This is a genomic window from Methylorubrum sp. Q1, from assembly GCF_004683995.1.
GTDB lineage: Bacteria > Pseudomonadota > Alphaproteobacteria > Rhizobiales > Beijerinckiaceae > Methylobacterium.
The window spans coordinates 1-19,890 of sequence record NZ_SRHQ01000033.1; the positions used below are offsets into that span (position 1 = coordinate 1).

The 19,890-nt window shown below is 68.7% G+C and carries 17 protein-coding genes; 2 read left to right on the forward strand and 15 right to left on the reverse strand.

The genetic code is table 11. The features are described 5' to 3' along the window. Positions 1-280 precede the first annotated feature (280 nt). The 9 genes from E4V01_RS22790 to E4V01_RS22830 form a co-directional block, all read right to left on the reverse strand. On the reverse strand, positions 281-1,258 hold the full coding sequence (locus E4V01_RS22790; protein ID WP_135299935.1) for an NAD(P)/FAD-dependent oxidoreductase: 978 nt from the start codon (positions 1,256-1,258) through the stop codon (positions 281-283). A gap of 374 nt (positions 1,259-1,632) precedes the next feature. Further along, entirely contained in the window at positions 1,633-2,613 is a 981-nt protein-coding gene (locus E4V01_RS22795; RefSeq protein WP_060768848.1) for an ABC transporter ATP-binding protein, read from the reverse strand. Between the two features lie 8 nt (positions 2,614-2,621). Beyond that, entirely contained in the window at positions 2,622-3,461 is an 840-nt protein-coding gene (gene ntrB / locus E4V01_RS22800) for a nitrate ABC transporter permease (protein ID WP_060768847.1), read from the reverse strand. A gap of 4 nt (positions 3,462-3,465) precedes the next feature. After that, positions 3,466-4,827, reverse strand: a complete 1,362-nt coding sequence (locus E4V01_RS22805; RefSeq protein WP_135299936.1) for a CmpA/NrtA family ABC transporter substrate-binding protein — start codon at positions 4,825-4,827, stop codon at positions 3,466-3,468. 165 nt (positions 4,828-4,992) lie between these two features. Then, positions 4,993-6,327, reverse strand: coding sequence for an FAD-dependent oxidoreductase (locus E4V01_RS22810; protein ID WP_135299937.1), 1,335 nt, complete (start codon positions 6,325-6,327; stop codon positions 4,993-4,995). Beyond that, positions 6,324-7,517 carry an acyl-CoA dehydrogenase family protein gene (locus E4V01_RS22815; protein WP_135299938.1) on the reverse strand — a complete coding sequence of 398 codons (1,194 nt, stop codon included), beginning with the start codon at positions 7,515-7,517 and terminating at the stop codon, positions 6,324-6,326. Before E4V01_RS22815 ends, E4V01_RS22810 begins: the two co-directional genes overlap by 4 nt. 60 nt (positions 7,518-7,577) lie before the next feature. Next, entirely contained in the window at positions 7,578-8,129 is a 552-nt protein-coding gene (locus E4V01_RS22820) for an OsmC family protein (protein ID WP_135299939.1), read from the reverse strand. 212 nt (positions 8,130-8,341) lie between these two features. Next, positions 8,342-9,949: a sigma 54-interacting transcriptional regulator gene (locus tag E4V01_RS22825; protein ID WP_135299940.1), complete on the reverse strand. Its 1,608-nt coding sequence runs from the start codon at positions 9,947-9,949 to the stop codon at positions 8,342-8,344. Positions 9,950-10,253: 304 nt separating this feature from the next. Next, positions 10,254-11,288: a GlxA family transcriptional regulator gene (locus tag E4V01_RS22830; protein ID WP_135299941.1), complete on the reverse strand. Its 1,035-nt coding sequence runs from the start codon at positions 11,286-11,288 to the stop codon at positions 10,254-10,256. Positions 11,289-11,338: 50 nt separating this feature from the next. On the opposite strand from E4V01_RS22830, the gene E4V01_RS22835 reads away from it, so the two are divergent. After that, a complete protein-coding gene (locus tag E4V01_RS22835) occupies positions 11,339-12,043 on the forward strand; it encodes a DJ-1/PfpI family protein (protein ID WP_135299942.1) in 705 nt (234 codons plus the stop codon). A gap of 74 nt (positions 12,044-12,117) precedes the next feature. Here the strand turns inward: E4V01_RS22835 and E4V01_RS22840 are convergent, their stop codons facing one another. The 6 genes from E4V01_RS22840 to E4V01_RS22865 all read right to left on the reverse strand — a co-directional run bounded on the left by E4V01_RS22840 (position 12,118) and on the right by E4V01_RS22865 (position 17,477). Next, positions 12,118-13,686: a sodium/solute symporter gene (locus E4V01_RS22840; RefSeq protein ID WP_060768837.1), complete on the reverse strand. Its 1,569-nt coding sequence runs from the start codon at positions 13,684-13,686 to the stop codon at positions 12,118-12,120. A 10-nt stretch (positions 13,687-13,696) separates the two neighbouring features. Further along, on the reverse strand, positions 13,697-13,993 hold the full coding sequence (locus tag E4V01_RS22845) for a DUF485 domain-containing protein (RefSeq protein ID WP_060768836.1): 297 nt from the start codon (positions 13,991-13,993) through the stop codon (positions 13,697-13,699). A 108-nt stretch (positions 13,994-14,101) separates the two neighbouring features. Beyond that, a complete protein-coding gene (locus tag E4V01_RS22850; protein WP_135299943.1) occupies positions 14,102-15,211 on the reverse strand; it encodes a carbon-nitrogen hydrolase family protein in 1,110 nt (369 codons plus the stop codon). A 102-nt stretch (positions 15,212-15,313) separates the two neighbouring features. Further along, positions 15,314-16,210, reverse strand: a complete 897-nt coding sequence (locus E4V01_RS22855; protein ID WP_060768834.1) for a LysR family transcriptional regulator — start codon at positions 16,208-16,210, stop codon at positions 15,314-15,316. A 373-nt stretch (positions 16,211-16,583) separates the two neighbouring features. Then, on the reverse strand, positions 16,584-17,033 hold the full coding sequence (locus E4V01_RS22860; protein WP_135299958.1) for a DUF6691 family protein: 450 nt from the start codon (positions 17,031-17,033) through the stop codon (positions 16,584-16,586). Between the two features lie 18 nt (positions 17,034-17,051). Then, the gene (locus E4V01_RS22865) at positions 17,052-17,477 is read right to left on the reverse strand and encodes a YeeE/YedE family protein (protein ID WP_135299944.1); all 426 of its coding nucleotides are present in this window, start codon (positions 17,475-17,477) and stop codon (positions 17,052-17,054) included. 356 nt (positions 17,478-17,833) lie between these two features. Here E4V01_RS22865 and E4V01_RS22870 point away from each other — a divergent pair, with 356 nt between their 5' ends. Beyond that, a complete protein-coding gene (locus E4V01_RS22870; RefSeq protein WP_135299945.1) occupies positions 17,834-19,774 on the forward strand; it encodes a heavy metal translocating P-type ATPase in 1,941 nt (646 codons plus the stop codon). Positions 19,775-19,890 lie beyond the last annotated feature (116 nt).

Consider the following 19,890-nt stretch of genomic DNA (forward strand, 5'->3'; position numbering starts at 1 on the left):
TGCCCGACAGGAGAAGGCCCGTGAGGCCGGCGAGGATCAGGGAGTTGCGCAAGATTTGAACCAGGGGTTTTTGAAACGTGCGCCCTGTTAGCAGCGGCCAAGCTCACGTCATATGATATATTAGTCACAGCCCATCAGTGACATCACCGTGATCGTGACGATCCATCGCATCACCCCCTGTCGGCTCTCTTGCTCGGTTTGGCCCACACCGGGAGCCGTCGGTCGGCACCGCCCGCGGGCCAGCCGCGATGTTCCGAGGGCTACGCGCCCGCTGTCGGGATCAGGCGGAGCTGTCGGCTCCGTCGACTTCTTCCTCGGTCGGCAGTTCGCAGCGGTTGTGAATGTCGGTGGCCGCCATCGCGCCATGTCCCATCGCAACCACGACTTGGTCGAGACCGCGCACCACGCCGCCGGCGGCATATAGGCCCGGGACCGTCGTGCGGTTGTGCTCGTCGACGAGGAGAGCTCCCGTTCCATCGTGCTCGGCTCCCAGTTCCAAGGCGAGCTCGGATCGAAGCTTCAATCCGAGAGCCGAGTAGAGCACCTCGAACCGGTGTTCATCACCGCCCGCCGTGCGTAGCCGGGTAATCCGGGCATCCTCGACATCGAGGCTTGTCACGGGCTCGTGGACGACCTTGATGCCGTGCTTCTCGACCCGCTCGCGCGCGCCCGCGTCAAGGTGCATGTCTTGCCCCAGCGTCAGAAGCGTCACGTCGCGCGAGTAGGTGCGGGCCACGAACACCGCCTCTCCCAGGCCCCTGTCGCCATGGCCGATCACGGCGATGCGCTTGCCCCTCGCTTCGTAGCCATCGCAGATCGGGCAGTAGCGCACGAGGCCGCGTCTGACGGCGTCGGGAAGGTCCGGCAGGTCTGGCTCCACGTCGTCCGCGCCCGTGGCGAGAAGCACCCGGCGCGCCCGCACCTCGCGTGAGACGCCCGCCGCCTCTTCGACGCTGGCCGCGAAACCTCCCTCGACCCTGCGCAAGGCCCTGACGGTGCCATGTGCGACCTCGGATCCATACCGAGCGAGGTGCTCGCGTTGGCGGAGGAGGATCTCCTGTCCGGAGATGCCGTCGGCGAAGACCGGGATGTTGTGGCTGGTGGGTATCCAAGACGCGCGGGAGTCGCCTGCATCCACCACGAGGAAGCGGCGCTCGAAGCGGGCCAAGTAGAGTGCGGCTGTCAGCCCGGCCGGGCCACCCCCGACAATCAGGCAGTCGATAGGCTCCGAGGGATCGGCGGACAGAAACCTAGCCATTCGCTCACCCGTTCATGAGGGCCATCCTTGCCGAGACCACCTTCGACCTTCCTCGGTTCCGCCACCGGCCGAAGCTCGGCGTCAACGCGGCTCTGGAGAAGGCCTGGCTGGAGGGGCGGCGGGCCAGAACCCGCATCAGAGCCTCGAACAGCCCCTTCGCGATCCAGCACCGGAACCAGCCGTCGATCGTACGCCAGGGCAGAGAGCCGGCCGGCAGCGCGCGGGCCCGTCTCCGCACGTCCGCAGGTGCCAGGCAAACCCCGCCAGGACCCGGCGCACAGGCGTCGCATCCAGACGACCCGGTGGATCGGCTCGCTCCACGAAGCGGGCTCTCGGATGCCGAGGCGCCGACCCGCGCGAGGTCGGCGCCGGGATCAGGCTCGCCGGGCCGGCGGCTCGGCGGCGATGGCGGCGGCGTCCGCCTCGCTGAGCGAGGGGCGCACCACCGGCGGATGGCGGGGGTCGTAGTCTCCGGGCATGGCGTCCCGCAGGGTCCGGGAGCGGGTCACGAGGAAGTCGATCAGGTGGTTGCGCAGGGCGTAGTAGCCGGGCGCATGGTGAAGTTGCGTGCGGTCGCGGTTCTTGGGCAGCGGGTTCTCGACGATCTCGGCGACCTTCGCCTCCGGCCCGTTCGTCATCAGCACGATCCGGTCGGCGAGATAGATCGCCTCGTCGACGTCGTGGGTGATCATGAAGACCGTCTGTCCGGTCTCGACGCAGATCCGGCGCACCTCGTCCTGCAGCGTGCCGCGGGTCAGCGCGTCGAGCGCCGAGAAGGGCTCGTCCATGAGCAGGATCTTCGGCTCGATCGCCAGCGCCCGGGCGATGCCGACGCGCTGCTTCATGCCGCCCGACAACTCCGAAGGACGCTTATGCTCGGAGCCGGCCAGTCCCACCGTGGCGATCGCCTTGCGGGCGCGCGCCTCGATCTCGGCGCGTTTCGCCTTCCGCCAGCGCGAGGACACCGCGTAGGCGACGTTGCCGAGCACGCTGCGCCAGGGCAGCAGGGCGTGGCCCTGAAAGATGACGGCGCGGTCGAGGCTCGTGCCGGTGATGCCCTGCCCGTCGACGATGACGACGCCCTCGCTCGGCGCATCGAGCCCGGCGAGGATGTTGAGCACCGTGGTCTTGCCGCAGCCGGAATGGCCGATCATGCACACGAACTCGCCGCGGCGCATCGGTAGCCACAGGTTCTCGAAGATCGTCGTGGCCTTGCCGCCCGGCGCCGGGTAGCGCCGGGCGATCCCCTCGATGGAGATGAATTTTTCAGACGTCGACATGCGGCTGGTCCCGGCATCAGCCGTTTCGGAAGCGGAGCGGCGGGCGCGCCGCGCGAACGGAAGGAGCGTGCTCATGGTTCGCTTCACTCCGGGAAGGTGACGAGGCGCTGCGCACGCGCCAGGAGCTGGTCGAGGACCATGCCGACGAGGCCGATCACCAGGATCGAGGTGATCACGTTGGTGATCGAGAGGTTGTTCCACTCGTTCCAGACGAAGTAGCCGATGCCGGTGCCCCCCACGAGCATCTCGGCCGCCACGATGACGAGCCACGCGATGCCGATCGAGATGCGCATGCCGGTGAGGATCGTCGGGGCGGCTGCCGGCAGGATCACCGTGAAGGCGCGCCGGATCGGGCTCACCTCAAGGGTTCTGGCGACGTTGAGCCATTCCTTGCGCGTGCCCGCGACGCCGAAGACCGTGTTGATCAGCATCGGCCAGATCGAGCAGATGAAGATCACGAAGATCGCAGACAGGCTCGAATCCTTGATCGTGTAGAGGGCGAGCGGCATCCAGGCGAGGGGTGAGACGGGTTTCAGGATCTGGATGTACGGGTCGAGCGCCCGGCTCATCAGCGGCGACATGCCGATGAGGAAGCCGACCGGGATCGCCACCAGCACCGCGAGGCCGTAGCCGAGCGCCACGCGGCCGATCGAGTAGGCGAGCTGGATCCCGATGCCCTTGTCATTGGGCCCGCGGTCGTAGAACGGATCCTTCAGGTGCTTCCAGATCGTCGCCCCGACATCCAGCGGGCCGGGCATGGCCGATTTGCCCGTGGTGGCCGCCTGCCCCATCAGGGCGGCGTATTCCGGGTCCATGGCCTCGGTGCGGGCGGTGCCGCTGACCGCGATCTGCCAGCTGAGCAGGATCAGCGCGAGAAGCGCGAGGGAGAGGATGCCGGCGCGCAGCGAGAGCGTGCGTTGCATGGCGTTAGCTCGCACGCTTGATCTTGAAGGAGTCGAGGTATTCCTCGGGCTTGGCCGGATCGAAGGTCTTGCCCATCACCACGAAGGTCTTGGTGGTGGCCTGCGGCGGGGTCAATCCGTCCTGCTGCATCAGCTTGGCGGCGTCGGTGGCGCGGTAGACCTGTTTTGCGACCGCCGCGTAGTCGACATCGCCCTTGATCTGGCCCCAGCGCTTCATCTGGGTCAGCGTCCAGATCGCGAAGCTCTCGTAGGGGAAGGGGTCGAAGGCGACCCTCTTGGGGTCTTTCTTCACACTGCCGAGCCCGTCGGCATAGGTGCCGGTGAGGACCTGCTCCACCACGGTGAGCGGCTGGTTGAGGTAGTTGGCGGGCGCGATGGCGGCGGCGATCTCCTTACGGTTCTCCGCCTTCGAGGCGTAGGCGGTCGCCTGGAGGATGGCGCGCAGCATCGCGGCCGTCGCGTTCGGCATTTCGCGGATCGTGTCCTGCGCCACCGAGAAGGAGCAGCAGGGATGCCCGTCCCAGATCTCCTTCGACAGAATGTGGATGAAGCCGACGCCGTCGTAGACCGCGCGCTGGACGACGTTGTCGGGCGCCAGGAAGCCGTCGATGTTGTCGGCGCGCAGATTCGCGACCATCTCGGGCGGCGGCACCGAGCGCAGTTGCACGTCGGTGTCGGGATCGATGCCGTGCTCGGCGAGGTAGTAGCGCAACAAGTAGTTGTGGTTCGAGTAATCGAACGGGATCGCGAGCTTGAAGCCTTTCCAATTCTTCGGGTCGCGATTGTCCTTGTGCTTATTCGCGAGGCAAATTGCCTGTCCGTTGACGTTCTCGATCGCCGGCACGGCAAACGGAACGGGGTTCGATCCGAGCCCCATCGTGATGGCGAGCGGCATCGGTGCCAGCATGTGGGCGGCGTCGTATTCCTTGTTCAGGGTCTTGTCGCGCACGACCGCCCAGCCAGCGGTCTTCACGACATCGACGTTGAGGCCCTGCTTCTCATAGAAGCCCATGGGCTTGGCCATGATGATCGGCGTGGCGCAGGTGATCGGGATGAAGCCGATCTTGAGGTCGCTCTTCTCCGGCTTGCCCGCTTGGGCAAAGGCCTCGGCCACGAATTTCGTCGGCAGGAACTGACTGACGGCCGCCGCCGCCGTCGCGAGGCCGACGCTGCGCAGGAAGGCACGGCGCTCCGCGTGATGCGGAAACAGGGCCCGCATCATCGTCGTCTCGACCGCCCGCTCGATCGCAGCGTCCCCGCTCGGCAGGGCCGCCTCGTGCGCGGCCTGGGACGCGTGCGAGCCGCAGGAGCAGCCGCCGCGCGCGAAGCGGCGTTTGGCATCGAAGGGATTGTCGAACGGGGCCATCATGGTCTCCGGCAGGGCAGGCAACGAATCCTCAGCAACAGTCGCGCCAATCGCTGGAATTTTTTATTTCTGCTTTCGGATCAGAGACTTGACGTCCGTAGGGACGGCTCGGCCGGATCTCGTGCCTTCGACAATGTCGATCTTTTGTCGACATTGTCGGCAGTCTCAGGCCGCGAGCCAGGCCGTGATGTCGCCGCCCTGCCGCTGCTCCATCGCGAGCCGGTGCTCGCTCTCTTCGACGACGTGCCAGGGGCGCTCGGCGACGGGGATGCCGTGCAGGGCGATCGGGGCCGAGCGGGTCTTCAAGCGGATGACCGGGGCGGCGTGCGCGTAGCCCGGATGGGCCCGGCCGAGGATCGCGTGAGCGATGACTGCGGCTTGGCGGGCGATGGGCTCGATGAAGCGGCAGGGCCGCCCCGCGATGCTGATGCAGTCGCCCAATGCGAAGATGTCAGGCCCGCTCGTGCGCAGGGTCGCCGGATCGACGACGATGCCGCGGTCGAAGGCGAGGCCCGCTCCCCGCACGAGGCGCGAGGGCGTAGCGAGGCCGGTCGCGGCGATCACGGTCGCGGCGACCAGGCTCGTCCCGTCCGGGAGAGCGAGGGCGACGGTGCCGTCCGGCCGGCGGCTCAGGCCGCTCACGAGGCTCTCGCCCCGGTAGCGGACACCCACGCCTTCGAGGCCCGCCAGCAGGCGCCGTCCGGCCTGCTCCGGCAGGAGTTCGGGCAGCGGCAGCGCCTTGGCCCCGAGAAGCGTGACGGCATGGCCGGCGCGGGCCAGATCCTCGGCCAGCTCGCAGCCGACCATGCCGGCCCCGATCACCGCGACCGCGCGGGGGCCGCGGGCGAGCTCGCCATGGAGCGAAGACCACGCGGCAAGGTCGTTGATCCGCCAGCACAGGGTGGGGTCGAGGCCGTCCGGCAGCGCTGGCCGCGCCCCGTGGGCGAGGACGAGATGGGTGTAGGGAAGCGTGCCGCGCGTCGTGCGTAAGGCGTGTCGCTCCGGCGAGAGGCCGACCGCGACCGTGTCGGCCATCAGGCGCAGGGACAGGCGTGCCGCCGCCGCGGCGCCCGTCTCGCGGCGGAGCGCGTCGGGTGTCAGGCCGCGCCCGAGGGCGACCGAGAGTTCCGGCTTGTGGTAGAGGCTGCCGTCGCAAGCGCTCACCAGGGTGATCGGCACCCCCGCATCCTCGGCCCGGATCGCCTCGGCGACGCTCCATCCGCCGATTCCGCCGCCGACGATCACCATGCCGGGCCGGCGCTGCGGCACCGGCGAGGCCGGCACCGGCGCGACAGGCGCGCGCCGCTGGTAGGGCTCGAAATCCGACTTGGTGACGCCGCAGATCGGGCAGGCCCAGTCATCGGGAATGTCCGCAAAGCGGGTGCCGGGCGGCAGGCCGCTATCGGGGTCGCCCTCGCCCTCGTCGTAGATCAGGCCGCAGGCCCGGCAGAGGAAAAGCTGCCAGGGGCCGAGGCCGTCGGCGGGCTCAGGGCGGCTCATGCCCGGCCCCCTTCGGTCGCGGCGGGCTGCGTCTCCCGCGACAGCCGGGCCATCTCCCAGCGCAGATGCTTGATCGCGGGGGTGACGATGGCGACGAAATGCGCCTCGCGGATGCGGCGCTGAGGAGCCGCCGACATCAGGTAGCCCCGCGCGCCCTGATGCAGCAGCGCCGATTGCGAGGCGCGCAAGGCCAGTTCGGAGACCTGGGCACGGGCGTCGAGAACATCGATCAGGTAGTCGGCGGCACCGTCATAGGGCGTCTCGGCGAGCCGCATCACACGGGCGCGCAACTCGGCGAGTTCGGCCGCGATGGCGTCGGGTCGATCGTCGAGGAACTGATTGACGTGGCCCAGCGTCTCCTCGACCGCCAGCATGGCGTCGAGGCTCCCCTCGGCGATGCCGAGGCCCATGCCGCATTGAAGCAGGATGAAGGCGCCGCGGATGCGCCCGATGAAGGGGCGCGCCGGATCGGCGATGAGGTCGTCATGCCCGACGAAGAGATCGTCGAGCCGCACACCCCAGGTGCTGGTGCCCTCCATGCCGGAGAAGTGCGGGCAGGGCCGCAACTCGGTACGGTCGCAAGCCAGCACGAACATGATCTCGTGGCTGATCGTGTCGTTGGCGCCGACGACGCCCGCGATGGCGCCGCAATACTGGCCCGGGCCGATATGGCTGACCCAGGGCAGCATGCCGCTGACCCGGTAGCCGCCGGGGACGCGACGGGCGCGCAGCAGGATCGGCTCGATCCCGGCGAAGGCCTTCATCGGGTTGGAGAGCGCCGTGCCTCCGAAGCGGCGGCCCGCCGCGTGATCGTCGAGCACCGCGCCGGTCAGGGCCGGGTTGCCCGACTGCTCCAGGTAGAGGCCGCACACGTCGTGGCACCACATCAGGAAGCCGGTGGCGCCGCAGGCCCGGCTCGCCGCCTGCATGGCAGCCACCGCGAGCCCGAAGCGCCCCCCGTGCCGGTCGAGATGCACGGCGAGCGCGCCCGCGCCACCGAGCCGACCCAGGATCTCGAGCGGGTAGGCGCCGCGGTCGATCTCCGCCGCGGCGGCGCTCAAGGGACCATCGGCGATGGCCTTCGTTTCGGCGATGACGGCCTCGTCGGTCCAATCGGGGCGGTTCGGCGTGGCAGGCGGCACCGGCCCGACGGAATCATCCGCTGGCCGCAAAGCGAGGGCGCTCGGCATCGTGCAGTCTCCTCAAGGATCGGGGAAGGCGGCGGGGCCGCATGGCCCCGCCTGGGCGCGTCAGCTAGCCAAGCCGATCTTGAAGGCGATCGGGTTTCGCATGGAGTTGGCCACCGGCGAGTAGACATTCGCGTGGCGCACGATCGCGTCGAGTTCCTCGCGGCTCGCATCGCCCTCGATGGTCACGGCCACGCGGATCTCCTGGAAACCCATGTCCTCCGGCAGCTTCTCGGCGCCGCCCGCGCCCCAGGCGGCGGGGTTGCCGATGTCGCCCTCGAGATGCAGTTCGAGGCGCGACAGGCGCACCTGTTTCCAGGTCGCGACGGCGGTGATGCCGACCGCAAGGCAGCCGCCGAGGGCTGAGAGCACGATCTCACCCGGCGCCGGCGCCGTGTTCTCGCCGAACAGGTGCAGGGGCTCGTCCACCACGACAGGCTGGTGGTCGCCGACATAGCTGAGGGTGCGGTACTGCCCGTCGACGACGGTGTGCACCTTGTTGGTGCCACGCGAGCCGGGATTACAGCGGCCCTTCTCGGCGAACTGCATCAGGCCGTCCCGGTCGATCGGACGCAAGTAGGTGGTGACGGTGGTGGGGGCGGCGTTCGCGCTCATCGGCAACTCCTGTGCGTGCCCTGTCCCCGTCTTCATCGGGGCCGGCTCGGAGGGGCTTGCGCAAAGCGGGTGCCAAATCGGCGGCGAATGCGACGATTTCATATTGATGATATATTTCAGGTGTTTAGCTAGGATCTGCGAAGGGCGACCCCGGATGAAACGTTGATGAATGTCGACACTTTGTCGACATTGTCGGGTTTGGCAGAGCCGGGTCAGGGCGCCGGCTGGAGCTTGCGCCAGCGATAGGAGAATGGGCGTTCGGTGAGCCCGAGCCGCTGGGCCGCCCGCGTTTTGTTGCCGCCGGCCTGGGCCAGAGCCATGCGCAACTGTTCGTGGCCGTGCGAGTCGGCCGGCAGGTAGGGGCGCACGGTGCCGATCGCGCGCAACGCCGCTTCCCGTTCGGGTGAGAAGAACGGAGCCGAGGCAGGTGCGAGCAGCGGGGGCGCCGTGACGACGGCGCCTTCGAGCATCGGCCGCACGTCCTCGACGTCCAAGACACCTTCGCTCGCCAGCAGTACGAGCCGCTCGATGAAGTTGGCGAGCTGGCGGATGTTGCCCGGCCAGGGCTGGCGGGCGAGATGCGTGACCGCGCCTTGGGTCAGGTTGACGTTGCGCTGGTTGATCTGATTCGCCTGGGTGAGGAAGTGCAGCACCAGATCGGGGATATCGCTGCGCCGTTCCGCCAGCGGAGGCAGGGTGATCGGCACGACGTTGAGGCGGTAGAACAAGTCCTCTCGGAAGCGGCCGTGGGCGACCTCGGTGGCGAGGTCCCGGTTCGTCGCGGCGACGAGGCGCATGTCGACCCGGATCTCGCGCTTGCCGCCGAGGCGCACGACCGTCCCCTCCTGCAGGGTGCGCAGCAGCTTGGTCTGGAGGACCGCCGGCATCTCGCCGATCTCGTCGAGGAAGATTGTGCCGCCGCTCGCCTGCTCGAACCAGCCGGCCCGCGCATCGACGGCCCCGGTGAAGGCGCCGCGCTCGTGCCCGAACAGCTCGGATTCGAACAGGCTGTCGGGAATCGCGGCGCAATTGACCTTGATGAAGGGCCGGTCTCGCCGCGGACTCGCGAGGTGGAGCGCCCGAGCGAAGAGTTCCTTGCCGGTTCCGGACTCGCCGAGCAGCAGCACGCTCGCGGTCGCGCTCGCGACCTTTTCCACCTGCGCGAGGGCGCGCAGCAGCGTGGGCGAGGTTCCGATGATGCCGTAGCGGGCGCGCTTGATGCGCAGCTCGCGCGCCAGCATGTCGTTGTGCTCCTCGAGCGCCCGCGTCTTTTGCTCCACCCGCTCGTTCAGGGTCAGCAACTGGCTGACCATCGTGGCGATGATGCGCAGGATGGTGAGATCGTCCGAGAGCGCGCGCTCCCGGTGACGGATGCGGTGGCAGGCAATGGCTCCGACGGTCCTGTGATCGACCCGGATCGGCAGCGCCAGGAACGACACGGCGCCGCGGGGAAGCTGCGCCCGCGCCACCGCCCGCCCAAGGAAGGTGGGGTCCTTGTCGATGTCCTGCACGATGATGAGGTGACCGTCCTGGATGACGCGTCCGGTGATGCCCTCGCCCGGTGCGTAGCGGCCCCGAGCGACCTCTTCGCGGGTCAGCCCGTAGGAGTAGGCAATGCGGTGCCCATCGCCGTCGGGGTCTTTCAGGACGATCCGTCCCCGGTTCAGTCCGACGATCTCGGACAGGAGATGCAGCATCTCCCGCGCGACCTGATCGAGGCGCAGGCCCTTGCCGATCAGGTTCATGACCTCCTGGACGAGGAACATCTCCTGCGTACGCCAGTGTGTGCTCGACGCGCCCTTAAGGAGGCTTCCATCCATTCCGCGGCGCACCCCAGATTCCTGATTGGCACCTCCGCAACCTGCAAGCTTCGTGCAAATGTCGGCCCACATCAGAACCGGTTGGTCCGAGGAGAAGCGCCGATCAGGCATAAACAGCCGAAATTGCATGCCCGAAATTGCAGGCCTATGAGCCCGTCTCGACGGGGCGCAGATCGGCTCGAAAAACATCAATTCGGCTCACCCAAAATCGGGATGAATCCGGAGCAGGCCGGATACGGCTCTAGGTCATTGTTTCGACGCGCATTCTTTCGACGAGCCGGTAACCACTTCGTCGGCATGCGCTCTAAGATTGCAAAAAGGGACGAGGGATTTCGTTCATCTGCGGATCGATGCCAAAGCGAGAGCGATAATCCTGCGGCGTGCTCGCGAGCAGACGCAGGAAGCTTCGGCGCATCGTCTCCTCGGACGCAAAGCCGCAATGCTGCGCGATCCGCTTGACCGGTCGATGGGTCTCCGCCAGCATCTGGCGGGCGGCCTCGACCCTCAGCCGTTCGACGGCTCTGGCCGGCGTAAGCCCGGTCTCCTTGAGGTAATGCCGGCTGAAGCTGCGCTCACTCATCCCCGCCTCCGCAGCCAGGGCCGGGAGCGACAGGTCCGCACCGAGATTCGCCCGCATCCAGCGATGCAGTGCGTCGAAGTGGTCCCCTTCCGTCTGCAGCGACAAGGCTGCGCTGAATTGCGCCTGACCGCCTGGACGCTTGAGGAAGACGACGAGGTAGCGTGCCACGGCGAGTGCCGTCTCGCGGCCGAGATCCGCCTCGACGAGTGCCAGCGCGAGGTCGATTCCGGCCGTCACGCCCGCGGAGGTCCAGACGGGGCCGTCGCGCACGAAGATCGGATCGGCCTCCACGCGCACGGCTGGGAAGCGCCGGGCGAAGGCGTCGCAGGACGACCAGTGGGTCACGGCCCGCCGGCCGTCGAGGAGGCCCGAAGCCGCCAGGATGAAGGCGCCGGTGCAGACAGAGGCGACCCGTCGCGCCTGCAGGGAGCGTCGACGCAGCCATTCGAGTAAGTCCGGATCGTCGGCTGCCGCATCGACGCCGGGCCCGCCGGCAACGATCAGGGTATCGACCGCTTCCGGCATCGGCGTCAGCGGCTCCGCCGCGAGCCCGAGGCCGGCTGAGGACGCGACGGCACCGCCGTTCTTGGCGACCACCCGGAGCCGATAGGGCGGCCCGTCTCCGTTGCGGGCGACATGCTCGTTGGCGGAGGCGAAGACCTGAAGCGGACCGGTGACGTCGAGAACCTGCACGCCCGGGAAGGCGAGCACCTCCACGGACCGCACCGGTTTTGGCGAGAAACGAGGGTTCTTTGGCATTCGCGCCAGAGCCTGCCCGAGTACCCTTCCGCTGTCCACCGGAGGTAACGATGATCCCGTCCGACACTCACCTGGAAATCGGCTCCCTCCTGTTCGAGGGCGTCGACCAGATCGATCTCACCGGCCCGTTCGAGGTGCTGTCGCGCATCCCGAACGCGACCTACCGCGTCTACGGCAAGACATCCGAGACGGTCCGGGACGTGCGCGGCCTGAGGCTGACGCCGGACGCGGCGATCGAGGACGCGCCGCAACTCGACGTGCTGCACGTCCCCGGCGGTTTCGGCCAGGAGGACCTGATGGAGGACGAGGCCGTCCTCGACTGGCTCCGCCGCCAGGCGGGCGGCGCGCGGAGCGTCTTCTCGGTCTGCACCGGCGCCCTGCTCTGCGGGGCCGCAGGTCTCCTGAAAGGCCGCCGCGCCACGACCCACTGGGCCTCGTTCGATCTGCTGCCCTACTTCGGCGCGATCCCCGTCGATCAGCGGGTGGTCGTCGACGGCACATGGGTGTTTGCGGCGGGCGTCACGGCGGGGATCGACGGCGCGCTGCGGCTGGCCGCGGAGCTGCGCGGCGAGGACGCTGCGAAGGCCATCCAGCTCTACATGGCCTACGCGCCCGAGCCGCCCTTCGACAGCGGCACGCCGGAGAGGGCGCCGCCGGCCATCCTCGAACAGGCCCGCGCCGCGGTGGCGGCGATCACGGAACGGCGCACGGCCACCGCCCGGCGCGCCGCCGCCCGGCTCGGCGTGCAGCCTTGAGCGGCCGACACCCGGACGCCCATGGACGGGGCGTCGCTCGACGCCCCGTCCATGGGTAATCCCCGGCCGAGGGCTCAGCGGCCGGCGTAGGCCGTCCGCGACGCACCGAACATGATCCTCCGGCGCATCTCCTGGAAGGTGCTGTCGGCCGCATCCTCCTTGGTCAGGAGCGAGACGGCGATCGCGACGAGGAAGGACAGCGGCATGCTGATGAGGGCCGGGTTCTTCATCGGGACGAACCACCAGGCCTGCGAGACCTCCGCGAGGCTCCGCCCCAGCACATCGACCTGGATCGTGGGGGAGAGGCTGATCAGCAGCAGCGAGGAGAACGTGCCGATCAGGATGCTGGCGACCGCCCCCGCCGTCGTGAACCGCTTCCACGTGATGGAGAGCAACAGGGCCGGAAAGTTGGCGGCCGCGGCGACGGCGAAGGCCAGCCCCGCCATGAAGGCGACGTTCTGGCCCTCGAAGACGATTCCGAGAAACACCGCCAGCACCGCGATGGCGACCGTCGCGATCCGGGCGACGGTGAGCTGCTCGCGCTCCGGGGCATGGCCGTTGCGGACGACGTTGACCCAGATGTCGTGGCAGACCGTGGCGACCCCGGAGAGCGTCAGGCCCGCGACGACCGCCAGCATGGTCGCGAAGGCGACCGCGCAGATGAAGCCGAAGAAGCCGTTGCCGCCGACCGTCAGCGCGAGCAGCGGTGCCGCCATGTTGCCGCCGCCGCCCGCCTTCGTGACGGCCTCGGGCCCGACGAGGACCATCGCCCCGAAGCCGATCACGAAGACGAGGAGGTGGAACGAGCCGATGATGCCGGTGGCGTAGAGGATCGACATCCGGGCCTCCTTCACGTCCGGCACCGTGAAGGCACGCATCAGGATGTGCGGCAGCGCCGCCGTGCCGAACATCAGCCCGACCCCCAGCGAGATCGCGTCCCATCCGCTTCCGGCGACCTTGGATCCCGGCTGGAGCACGCGCTCGCCGTACTTGTCGGCCGCCGCCGAGAACAGGCGCAGCGGGTTCATCTCGAAATGGGCGAGCACGAGGAGCGCCAGAACGAGGCCACCGAGGGAGAGGAGCACCGCCTTGATCACCTGAACCCAGGTGGTGGCCAGCATGCCGCCGAAGATCACGTAGATGAGCATGGCGGTGCCAACCACGATGACCGAGGCGGTGTAGGGCAGGCCGAAGAGGAGTTTGATCAGTGAGCCCGTCGCGACCATCTGGGCGATCAGGTAGAGCAGGATGACGGTCAGGGTGCCGATGGCGGCGGCCATCCGCACCGGGCGCTGCCGCAGGCGGTAGGCGACGACGTCGGCGAAGGTGAACTTGCCCAGGTTGCGCAGCGGCTCGACGATCAGGAACGAGATGATCGGCCAGCCGACCAGGAAGCCGATGGAGTAGATCAAGCCGTCGAAGCCATTCGACGTGATGATACCGGCGATGCCCAGCAGCGCGGCCGCGCTGAGGAAGTCGCCCGCGAGCGCCCAGCCGTTCTGCCAAGCCGTGATCTGGCCTCCGGCGGCGAAGAACTGCTCCGTGGTGCGCGTGCGCCGGGCGGCCCAATAGGTGATGCCGAGCGTCAGCGCCATGAAGATGAAGAAGAACGTGACAGCGAGGGGATTGTTGGCGGCCTGCATGGTTCGCTCCTCAGCTCATGATGCGGCGCACGGCCGGGTCGTAGAACCGGTTCGCCCAGACGACGTAGACCAGACAAAGGACAAATGAGCCGACGATCACCCCTGCGCCGAGCAGGATGCAGAGCGACAAGCCGGGCATCAGGATCGTGCCCATCGCAGTCTTGGCGAAGGCGAACATCGTCATGAACCCGAAATACATCGTGATCATCACGAGACTCAGCGCGATCGCCACGCGCGATCGCGTTCGCGATAGTCTTGTGATCGCCTCGGCCTCCTCGCGAGGGGCCACTCTATCGGGTGAAAGCATGCTGCACCTCCGTCCATTCGTGCGGGATCTGGCGAATACCTCCGGGAGGCCGAAGCCCCCGGAGCCGGCGCGGCGTCACCTTCGAGGCTCGGCCGCGCCCGAACCGTCTCAGTGGCCTGCGCGGCGAAGCGGCTGGACCGGCGCCGGCTCGCCGAAGCCGGGCTGTGCGCGAGCGCCATCCGGATCGAGGGCCTCGATCCCATCGACGCCTTCGGCGGCAACTCCCGACGGCCGGACGGCCGCGTCGAAACTGATCGGCTCGCGCGGCGTGCGGTCGACATGGAGGCGGAAGATGTCGAAGCGGTTGTAGTAGCCGACGACGTCGTGGAACTGCTTGGGCTCGACGCAGGCCTCGATGTCGATGTCGGCGTAGACGATCGTCTCGTCCCCCTGGTGCGGCTCCACGACATGGGAGCCGGTGGGGTCGAGGACCATGGATACGCCCGCCGGGGTCCGCTCGACGAGCTCGGCGAGGGCGGTGTCCCCGTCGCAGAGGGTGGCCCTGGCAGCCGCGTCGAGGACGGCGGAGCAGACGATGTTGAACACCTTGGCCTCGAAGGCATGCGCCCCGGCACGGATCTCGATGGCCCGTTTCAGGTCGTAGGCGGCGCTTTCTCCCGGCGGGCGGGTCGGCCAGGCCGGCGGGTAGGTCGAGATGTGGACCTGCTCGCCCTGCGCCATCAGCGTGTACCGGGCCAGCGGATTGGTGTTCTCACCGCAGATCAGCATGCCGACGCGGCCGATCTCGGTGGGCGTCACGCGCAGGCCCCGGGCGTCGCCGTTCGCCCAGATGAGCTTCTCGTAGAAGGTCGGCACGAGCTTGCGATGGTGGTTGAGGATCGCCCCGTCGCGGCCGATCAGCACGTTCGCGTTCCACAAGCAGCCGAGGCTGGCCTCGGTGCTCTCGCTGAACCCGAGCGAGACGAGCACGCCGTGGCGCCGGGCGGCGGCGCGGACCGCGCCGATCTCCGGGCCGTCCAGGCGCACGGACTGGGCCGCGAGGCGCTTGAACAGATCGTGGTTGTGGATCGGCGCCCGCAGGGCCGCCCAGAGGGGGAAGCCCGGCATGTACCCCTCGGGAAAAACCACGAGATCGGCGCCCGCGCGGGCGGCCTCGCCGATCAGCGCAACGGCCTTCTCGGCGGAGGCGATGCTGTCGAGGAAGACCGAGGCGACGTGGCAGGCGGCCGCCTTGAACTTCGGGTATTGGAGGGACATCGACACGGCTCCTGGAACGGGATGCCGCATTTGCAACAGAGGCCGTCCCCGTCGCGAAGGTGGAAAATCCGCAACGCCCGCTGCATTCTTGCCGTGACCTGCCTAAAATCGGTTCAAGTACTTTGCCTCCGTTGCGAACAGGTCGGCCAGGAAGCGGGTCACGGCGCGGATCCGGCCGGCATGCTCGATGTCTTCGTGAACACCGAGATAGAGTTCGCGCTGCACCACGACATCGTCCGCCAGGACGGGGATGAGCGCCGGGTTGGTCTTTGCTGAAAAAAGCGGCAGCAGGCCGAGCCCCGCCCCTGCGGCGACGGCTGTCTGCTGGGCGGCCATGCTGGTGGAGCGGAAGGCCACGTTCGTCGGCTTCAGGACTTCGAGCAGCCAATGCACCGGCTCGATCGCCACGAGATCATCGACGTAGTCCACGAAAGCGTGGTCCTGAAGGTCGGCGCGCGTCTTCGGGCGGCCGTGCGTGGCCAAGTAGCGTTCTGATCCGAACAGGGCCAAGCGGAACTCGCCGACCCGTCGCACCTTGAGGCGCGGGCCCTGGGGCGGCACGAAGGACACCGAGATGTCGGCCTCGCGTTTGGTCAAGTTGATGAGGTGCCGCTCCGTGACGAGTTCGACCACGATGCCGGGCATGGCGGCGGCGAACTCGGCGAACTTGGCCGACAGGTAGAACGCGGCGATGCCTTCCATGCTGGCGACGCGCACGCGTCCCGCGGGCTCGGCTCCATCCGAAAGACCGAGTTCTTCCGGCACGGACAGCATCTTCTGTTCGATCGTCTCCGCGATCACGAAGAGCTTGTGGCCGGCCTCAGTCAGCAGGAAGCCGTCGGAGCAGCGCTGGAAGAGTTTTGTGTCGAGCCCCCGCTCCAACTCCGCAATGCGACGGCTGACCGTCGTGTTATCGACCCTGAGCCGACGCGCGGCCGGCATCAGCCGGCCATGCCGGGCAAGCTCCAGGAAGAAGGTGAGGTCGTTCCAATCGAACATGCGGTGATCTGACGTGAGACACGGTCCGGGCCAAGGTTCTCCGCCAAGTTTCTCTATCGCGGTAAGAGAAGCAACTGGTTGAAACCTGGCCCGGCGTCGAAGAGCTGCGAGACCGACTTCCGCCGAGCCAGAGAGCGCTCCGGGGAAGCCTGTCAGCGAGAACGCGGCCGCGCATCGCCACGTCACGGTCCCGGCCCGCTGCAGGACGAGGTTGACCGCCGCGCTGACCGTGACCGCCAGGGCGCGGGTGCGGATAGCGACGTGAGGCGAGTTCACGCCGACCACGCATGTCAGCAGCGGGACTGCGAGGATCGAGCCGCCCCGCCGCCCCCGCCAGAGGCGGTGGCGAGACCGGGTGTGAGCAAGCCGGGGTTCACGCGTCAGCCCCTTGAACGGCCGTCGGCTTCGAGGCCGCCGAGGGCACGAGGCGGAACAGCAGCATCCCGACGACCATGGCGACGACGAAGGTCGCGGCTTGCGCAGGCGCGACCGTCAGGAGGGTTAGCGCCGGCCCGGGGCACAGGCCCACCAAGCCCCAGCCGATGCCGAAGACCGCGGCACCGGCGATCAGGCGCGGGTCGAGGTCGCGCTGGGTCGGGATCTCCAACCGGGGCGCGAGCAGCGGCCGGCCGCGCTGCCGTGCGACGAGGGTGCCGGCGGCCGAGACCGCGACGGCGCCCGCCATGACAAGAGCAAGGCTCGGATCCCAGCGTCCCGCCACGTCGAGGAAGGCGAGGACCTTGGCCGGATCAGCCATGCCGGAGACGAGCAGGCCGAGCCCGAACAGCAGGCCGACGGCGAAGGCAGAAACGGTTTTGGCCATAACGGTTTTGGCCATGGCTCAGGCTCCGAGCAGGTGGCGCGTGACGAAGACGGTCAGGATGGCCACAGCCATGAAGGTGCCGGTGGCAGCGAGGGAGCGGGGTGAGCCGCGACCGATGCCGCAGACGCCGTGACCGCTGGTACAGCCGGCCCCGAGGCGCGCGCCAAACCCGACCAGCAGACCCGCGACGACGAGGAGCGTGAACGAGGCGTCGACCGTCACCGACAGCAGGCTTCCTCCCAGGCCGGCATAGACCCGCGGCGCCAGGACCAAGCCGGCCAGGAAGGCGGCCCGCCACCAAGTCTCGCGCGAGGGAGGGGTGAGCAGCCCGCCGAGGATGCCGCTGATGCCGGCGATCCGTCCATTCAGAAGCAGGAACAGGGCAGCGGAGGCGCCGATCATGACGCCGCCGAGAGTGGCGCTGAGTGGCGTGAAACCTTCCATGGTGATCTCTCTCGGGCTGCGACAGCGGCAAACCCGCGGGCGCTATGGGCTCCGCACGCCGGCTCCGGAGTTGCTTGGACCGGCTGCCCTCTTGCCGGATCGCAGCGTGTTAGATGAATCTAAATTAGATATATCTAATTTACTGTCAAGAGGGAGACGCCTTGGCGATCCCTGAAACGGCAGAGCGGGTTTCGCCTCAAGCAGGCGCGCGGCAACCGGCGCATCGCTGCCGATCTCGAGGCGAAGTCGAGCATTGAGCCGATGAAGGCCGATGCCGCAGCGCTGGCGCCCGGCGGAACGGGGTCGGGAAGATCACACCTTGCTCCGGCCCGGCCGGTCGCGTTTGATCGAATGTCATGCCTGTTCCAGCACCCTTCCAGACGACCCGCCCCGGATCTACGCCCGCAAGGGGCGAAGCGTCTGCGGACGGTGGCCGGTGGCGGCAAGCGCTGCACCGTTGGCAGGCGACGCTTCCGCTCGTCGGGCTCTGCGCCGGGTTGGCCGCACAGGCGTTCGGCGCGCCGGACGTTGCCTTCTGGGCCTGGACCGTCCCGACCCTGGTCGTGCTCGCCAGTCTTGCCCGTGAGGTCGTCACGAGCCTCCTGAAGGGCGATGTCGGCCTCGACCTCGTCGCGCTCCTTTCGATGAGCGGAGCCATCGCTCTCGGACAGCCGCTTGCCGGCGTCGTCATCGCCCTGATGTACGCGGGCGGTCAGGCGCTCGAAGCCTTCGCGGCGGGACGCGCGGCCCGGGAGATGACCGCGCTGCTGTCACGGCAGCCACGCACCGCGCTCCGCGAGGACAGCGAAGGCGTGCACGAGGTGCCCATCGACGCGGTCGTCCCGGGCGACCGCGTGCTGGTCCGGGTCGGCGATGTCGTCCCCGTCGATGGGCGCGTCGTGGCGAGCCGCGCCGTGCTCGACCAAGCGAGCCTTACCGGCGAGGCGCTGCCCGTCATCCACGAAGCGGGAGGCGCGGTGCTCAGCGGCTCCGTCAACGTCGGGACACCCTTCTCGCTGGTGGCCGAGCGCCGGGCAGCGGAGAGCACCTATGCGGGTATCGTCCGCCTGGTCGAGGCCGCACGCGAACGGAAGGCGCCGATGGTGCGCTTGGCCGACCGCTATGGCCTTGCCTTTCTCGCCGTCACCCTTGCTCTCGCCGGGGGCGCCTGGGCGGTCACCCAAGATCCGCTGCGAGGCCTCGCCGTCCTCGTGGTCGCGACGCCGTGTCCGCTCATCCTCGCGGTTCCGGTCGCCCTTGTCTCCGGCCTGTCGCGGGCGGCGGCGAGCGGGGTGCTGATCAAGGGCGGGGGCGCCCTGGAGACGCTGGCCAAGGTCAGCGTCCTCGTGGTCGACAAGACCGGCACGCTGACGCATGGCACGGCCCATTTATCGGCCACCGAGGCCTTCCCGCCGTTCGATGAGGCAGAGGTGCTTCGGCTCGCCGCCTCCCTCGATCAAGTCTCCGCGCATCCGACGGCGCGGGCCCTCGTCGATGAGGCCCTGGAGCGGGGGCTCGACCTTGCGCAGCCGGAACGAGTGCAGGAGATGCCGGGGGAAGGGGTGACAGGTTCGGTCGAGGGCGCCTCGGTCTCGATCGGAGGGCCGCGCCTGATGCGCAGGATAGGGCTGACCTTCCCGGCCGAAGAGCAGCCGGTCGCGGCGAGCGGCGCTGCGGCGGTGGTGCTCGTGGCCGTCGATGGGCGCCCGGCGGGCAGATTGCACTTGACGGACCCGCTGCGGGCGGACGGCGCCGCCGTGCTCGCGGCCCTGCGGGCCTGCGGCCTCCGGCGCATCGTGCTTGCGACGGGCGACCGGCGCTCGATCGCCGAGGCGCTCGTCGCGGGAGCGCCCATCGATGCCATCGCTGCCGACCTCGATCCGGCGGACAAGACCGCCGTGGTGGCGGCCGAGCGGGCGCGAGGTCCTGTGATGATGGTCGGGGACGGCGTGAACGACGCCCCCGCGCTGGCCGCGGCGGATCTCGGCGTGGCGCTCGGCGTACGGGGCGCGGCCGCGGCGGCCGAAGCCGCCGACGTGGTCCTGCTCGTCGATAGCCTCGCCCCGCTTCCGGGCGCGATCCGCATCGCCCGCCGGGCCAAGTTCATCGCCCTTCAGAGCGTCTGGGTCGGCCTCGGATTCTCGCTCGCCGGAATGGTTGCCGCAGCCTTCGGCTACCTGACGCCGCTTCAGGGCGCGCTGCTCCAGGAAGCCATCGACGTCGCGGTCATCCTCAACGCCATGCGGGTGCTGGCTCCAGGGCCGGCAGAAGCAGAGCCCGAGACGGCGGCGGCCTGACATCATTCGCGCCCAACCCGTACGGCTCCGCGCCTGTCCGGCACCCGAATGAGGCCGAGATAACGCAAAGGCTACAACATCGACATGCGGCCCGCGGGTGCGCCATGAGCCCGTCT

Bases quoted from the DNA above. Each gene is read 5' to 3' on its own strand.
- E4V01_RS22825 (WP_135299940.1), bottom strand. From the start codon at position 9,949: ATGGATGGAAGCCTCCTTAAGGGCGCGTCGAGCACACACTGGCGTACG.
- E4V01_RS22805 (WP_135299936.1), bottom strand. From the start codon at position 4,827: ATGGCCCCGTTCGACAATCCCTTCGATGCCAAACGCCGCTTCGCGCGC.
- ntrB (WP_060768847.1), bottom strand. From the start codon at position 3,461: ATGCAACGCACGCTCTCGCTGCGCGCCGGCATCCTCTCCCTCGCGCTT.
- E4V01_RS22865 (WP_135299944.1), bottom strand. From the start codon at position 17,477: ATGGAAGGTTTCACGCCACTCAGCGCCACTCTCGGCGGCGTCATGATC.
- E4V01_RS22870 (WP_135299945.1), top strand. From the start codon at position 17,834: ATGCCTGTTCCAGCACCCTTCCAGACGACCCGCCCCGGATCTACGCCC.
- E4V01_RS22845 (WP_060768836.1), bottom strand. From the start codon at position 13,993: ATGCTTTCACCCGATAGAGTGGCCCCTCGCGAGGAGGCCGAGGCGATC.
- E4V01_RS22860 (WP_135299958.1), bottom strand. From the start codon at position 17,033: ATGGCCAAAACCGTTTCTGCCTTCGCCGTCGGCCTGCTGTTCGGGCTC.
- E4V01_RS22855 (WP_060768834.1), bottom strand. From the start codon at position 16,210: ATGTTCGATTGGAACGACCTCACCTTCTTCCTGGAGCTTGCCCGGCAT.
- E4V01_RS22835 (WP_135299942.1), top strand. From the start codon at position 11,339: ATGATCCCGTCCGACACTCACCTGGAAATCGGCTCCCTCCTGTTCGAG.
- E4V01_RS22815 (WP_135299938.1), bottom strand. From the start codon at position 7,517: ATGCCGAGCGCCCTCGCTTTGCGGCCAGCGGATGATTCCGTCGGGCCG.
- E4V01_RS22830 (WP_135299941.1), bottom strand. From the start codon at position 11,288: ATGCCAAAGAACCCTCGTTTCTCGCCAAAACCGGTGCGGTCCGTGGAG.
- E4V01_RS22840 (WP_060768837.1), bottom strand. From the start codon at position 13,686: ATGCAGGCCGCCAACAATCCCCTCGCTGTCACGTTCTTCTTCATCTTC.
- E4V01_RS22850 (WP_135299943.1), bottom strand. From the start codon at position 15,211: ATGTCCCTCCAATACCCGAAGTTCAAGGCGGCCGCCTGCCACGTCGCC.
- E4V01_RS22790 (WP_135299935.1), bottom strand. From the start codon at position 1,258: ATGGCTAGGTTTCTGTCCGCCGATCCCTCGGAGCCTATCGACTGCCTG.
- E4V01_RS22820 (WP_135299939.1), bottom strand. From the start codon at position 8,129: ATGAGCGCGAACGCCGCCCCCACCACCGTCACCACCTACTTGCGTCCG.
- E4V01_RS22810 (WP_135299937.1), bottom strand. From the start codon at position 6,327: ATGAGCCGCCCTGAGCCCGCCGACGGCCTCGGCCCCTGGCAGCTTTTC.
- E4V01_RS22795 (WP_060768848.1), bottom strand. From the start codon at position 2,613: ATGAGCACGCTCCTTCCGTTCGCGCGGCGCGCCCGCCGCTCCGCTTCC.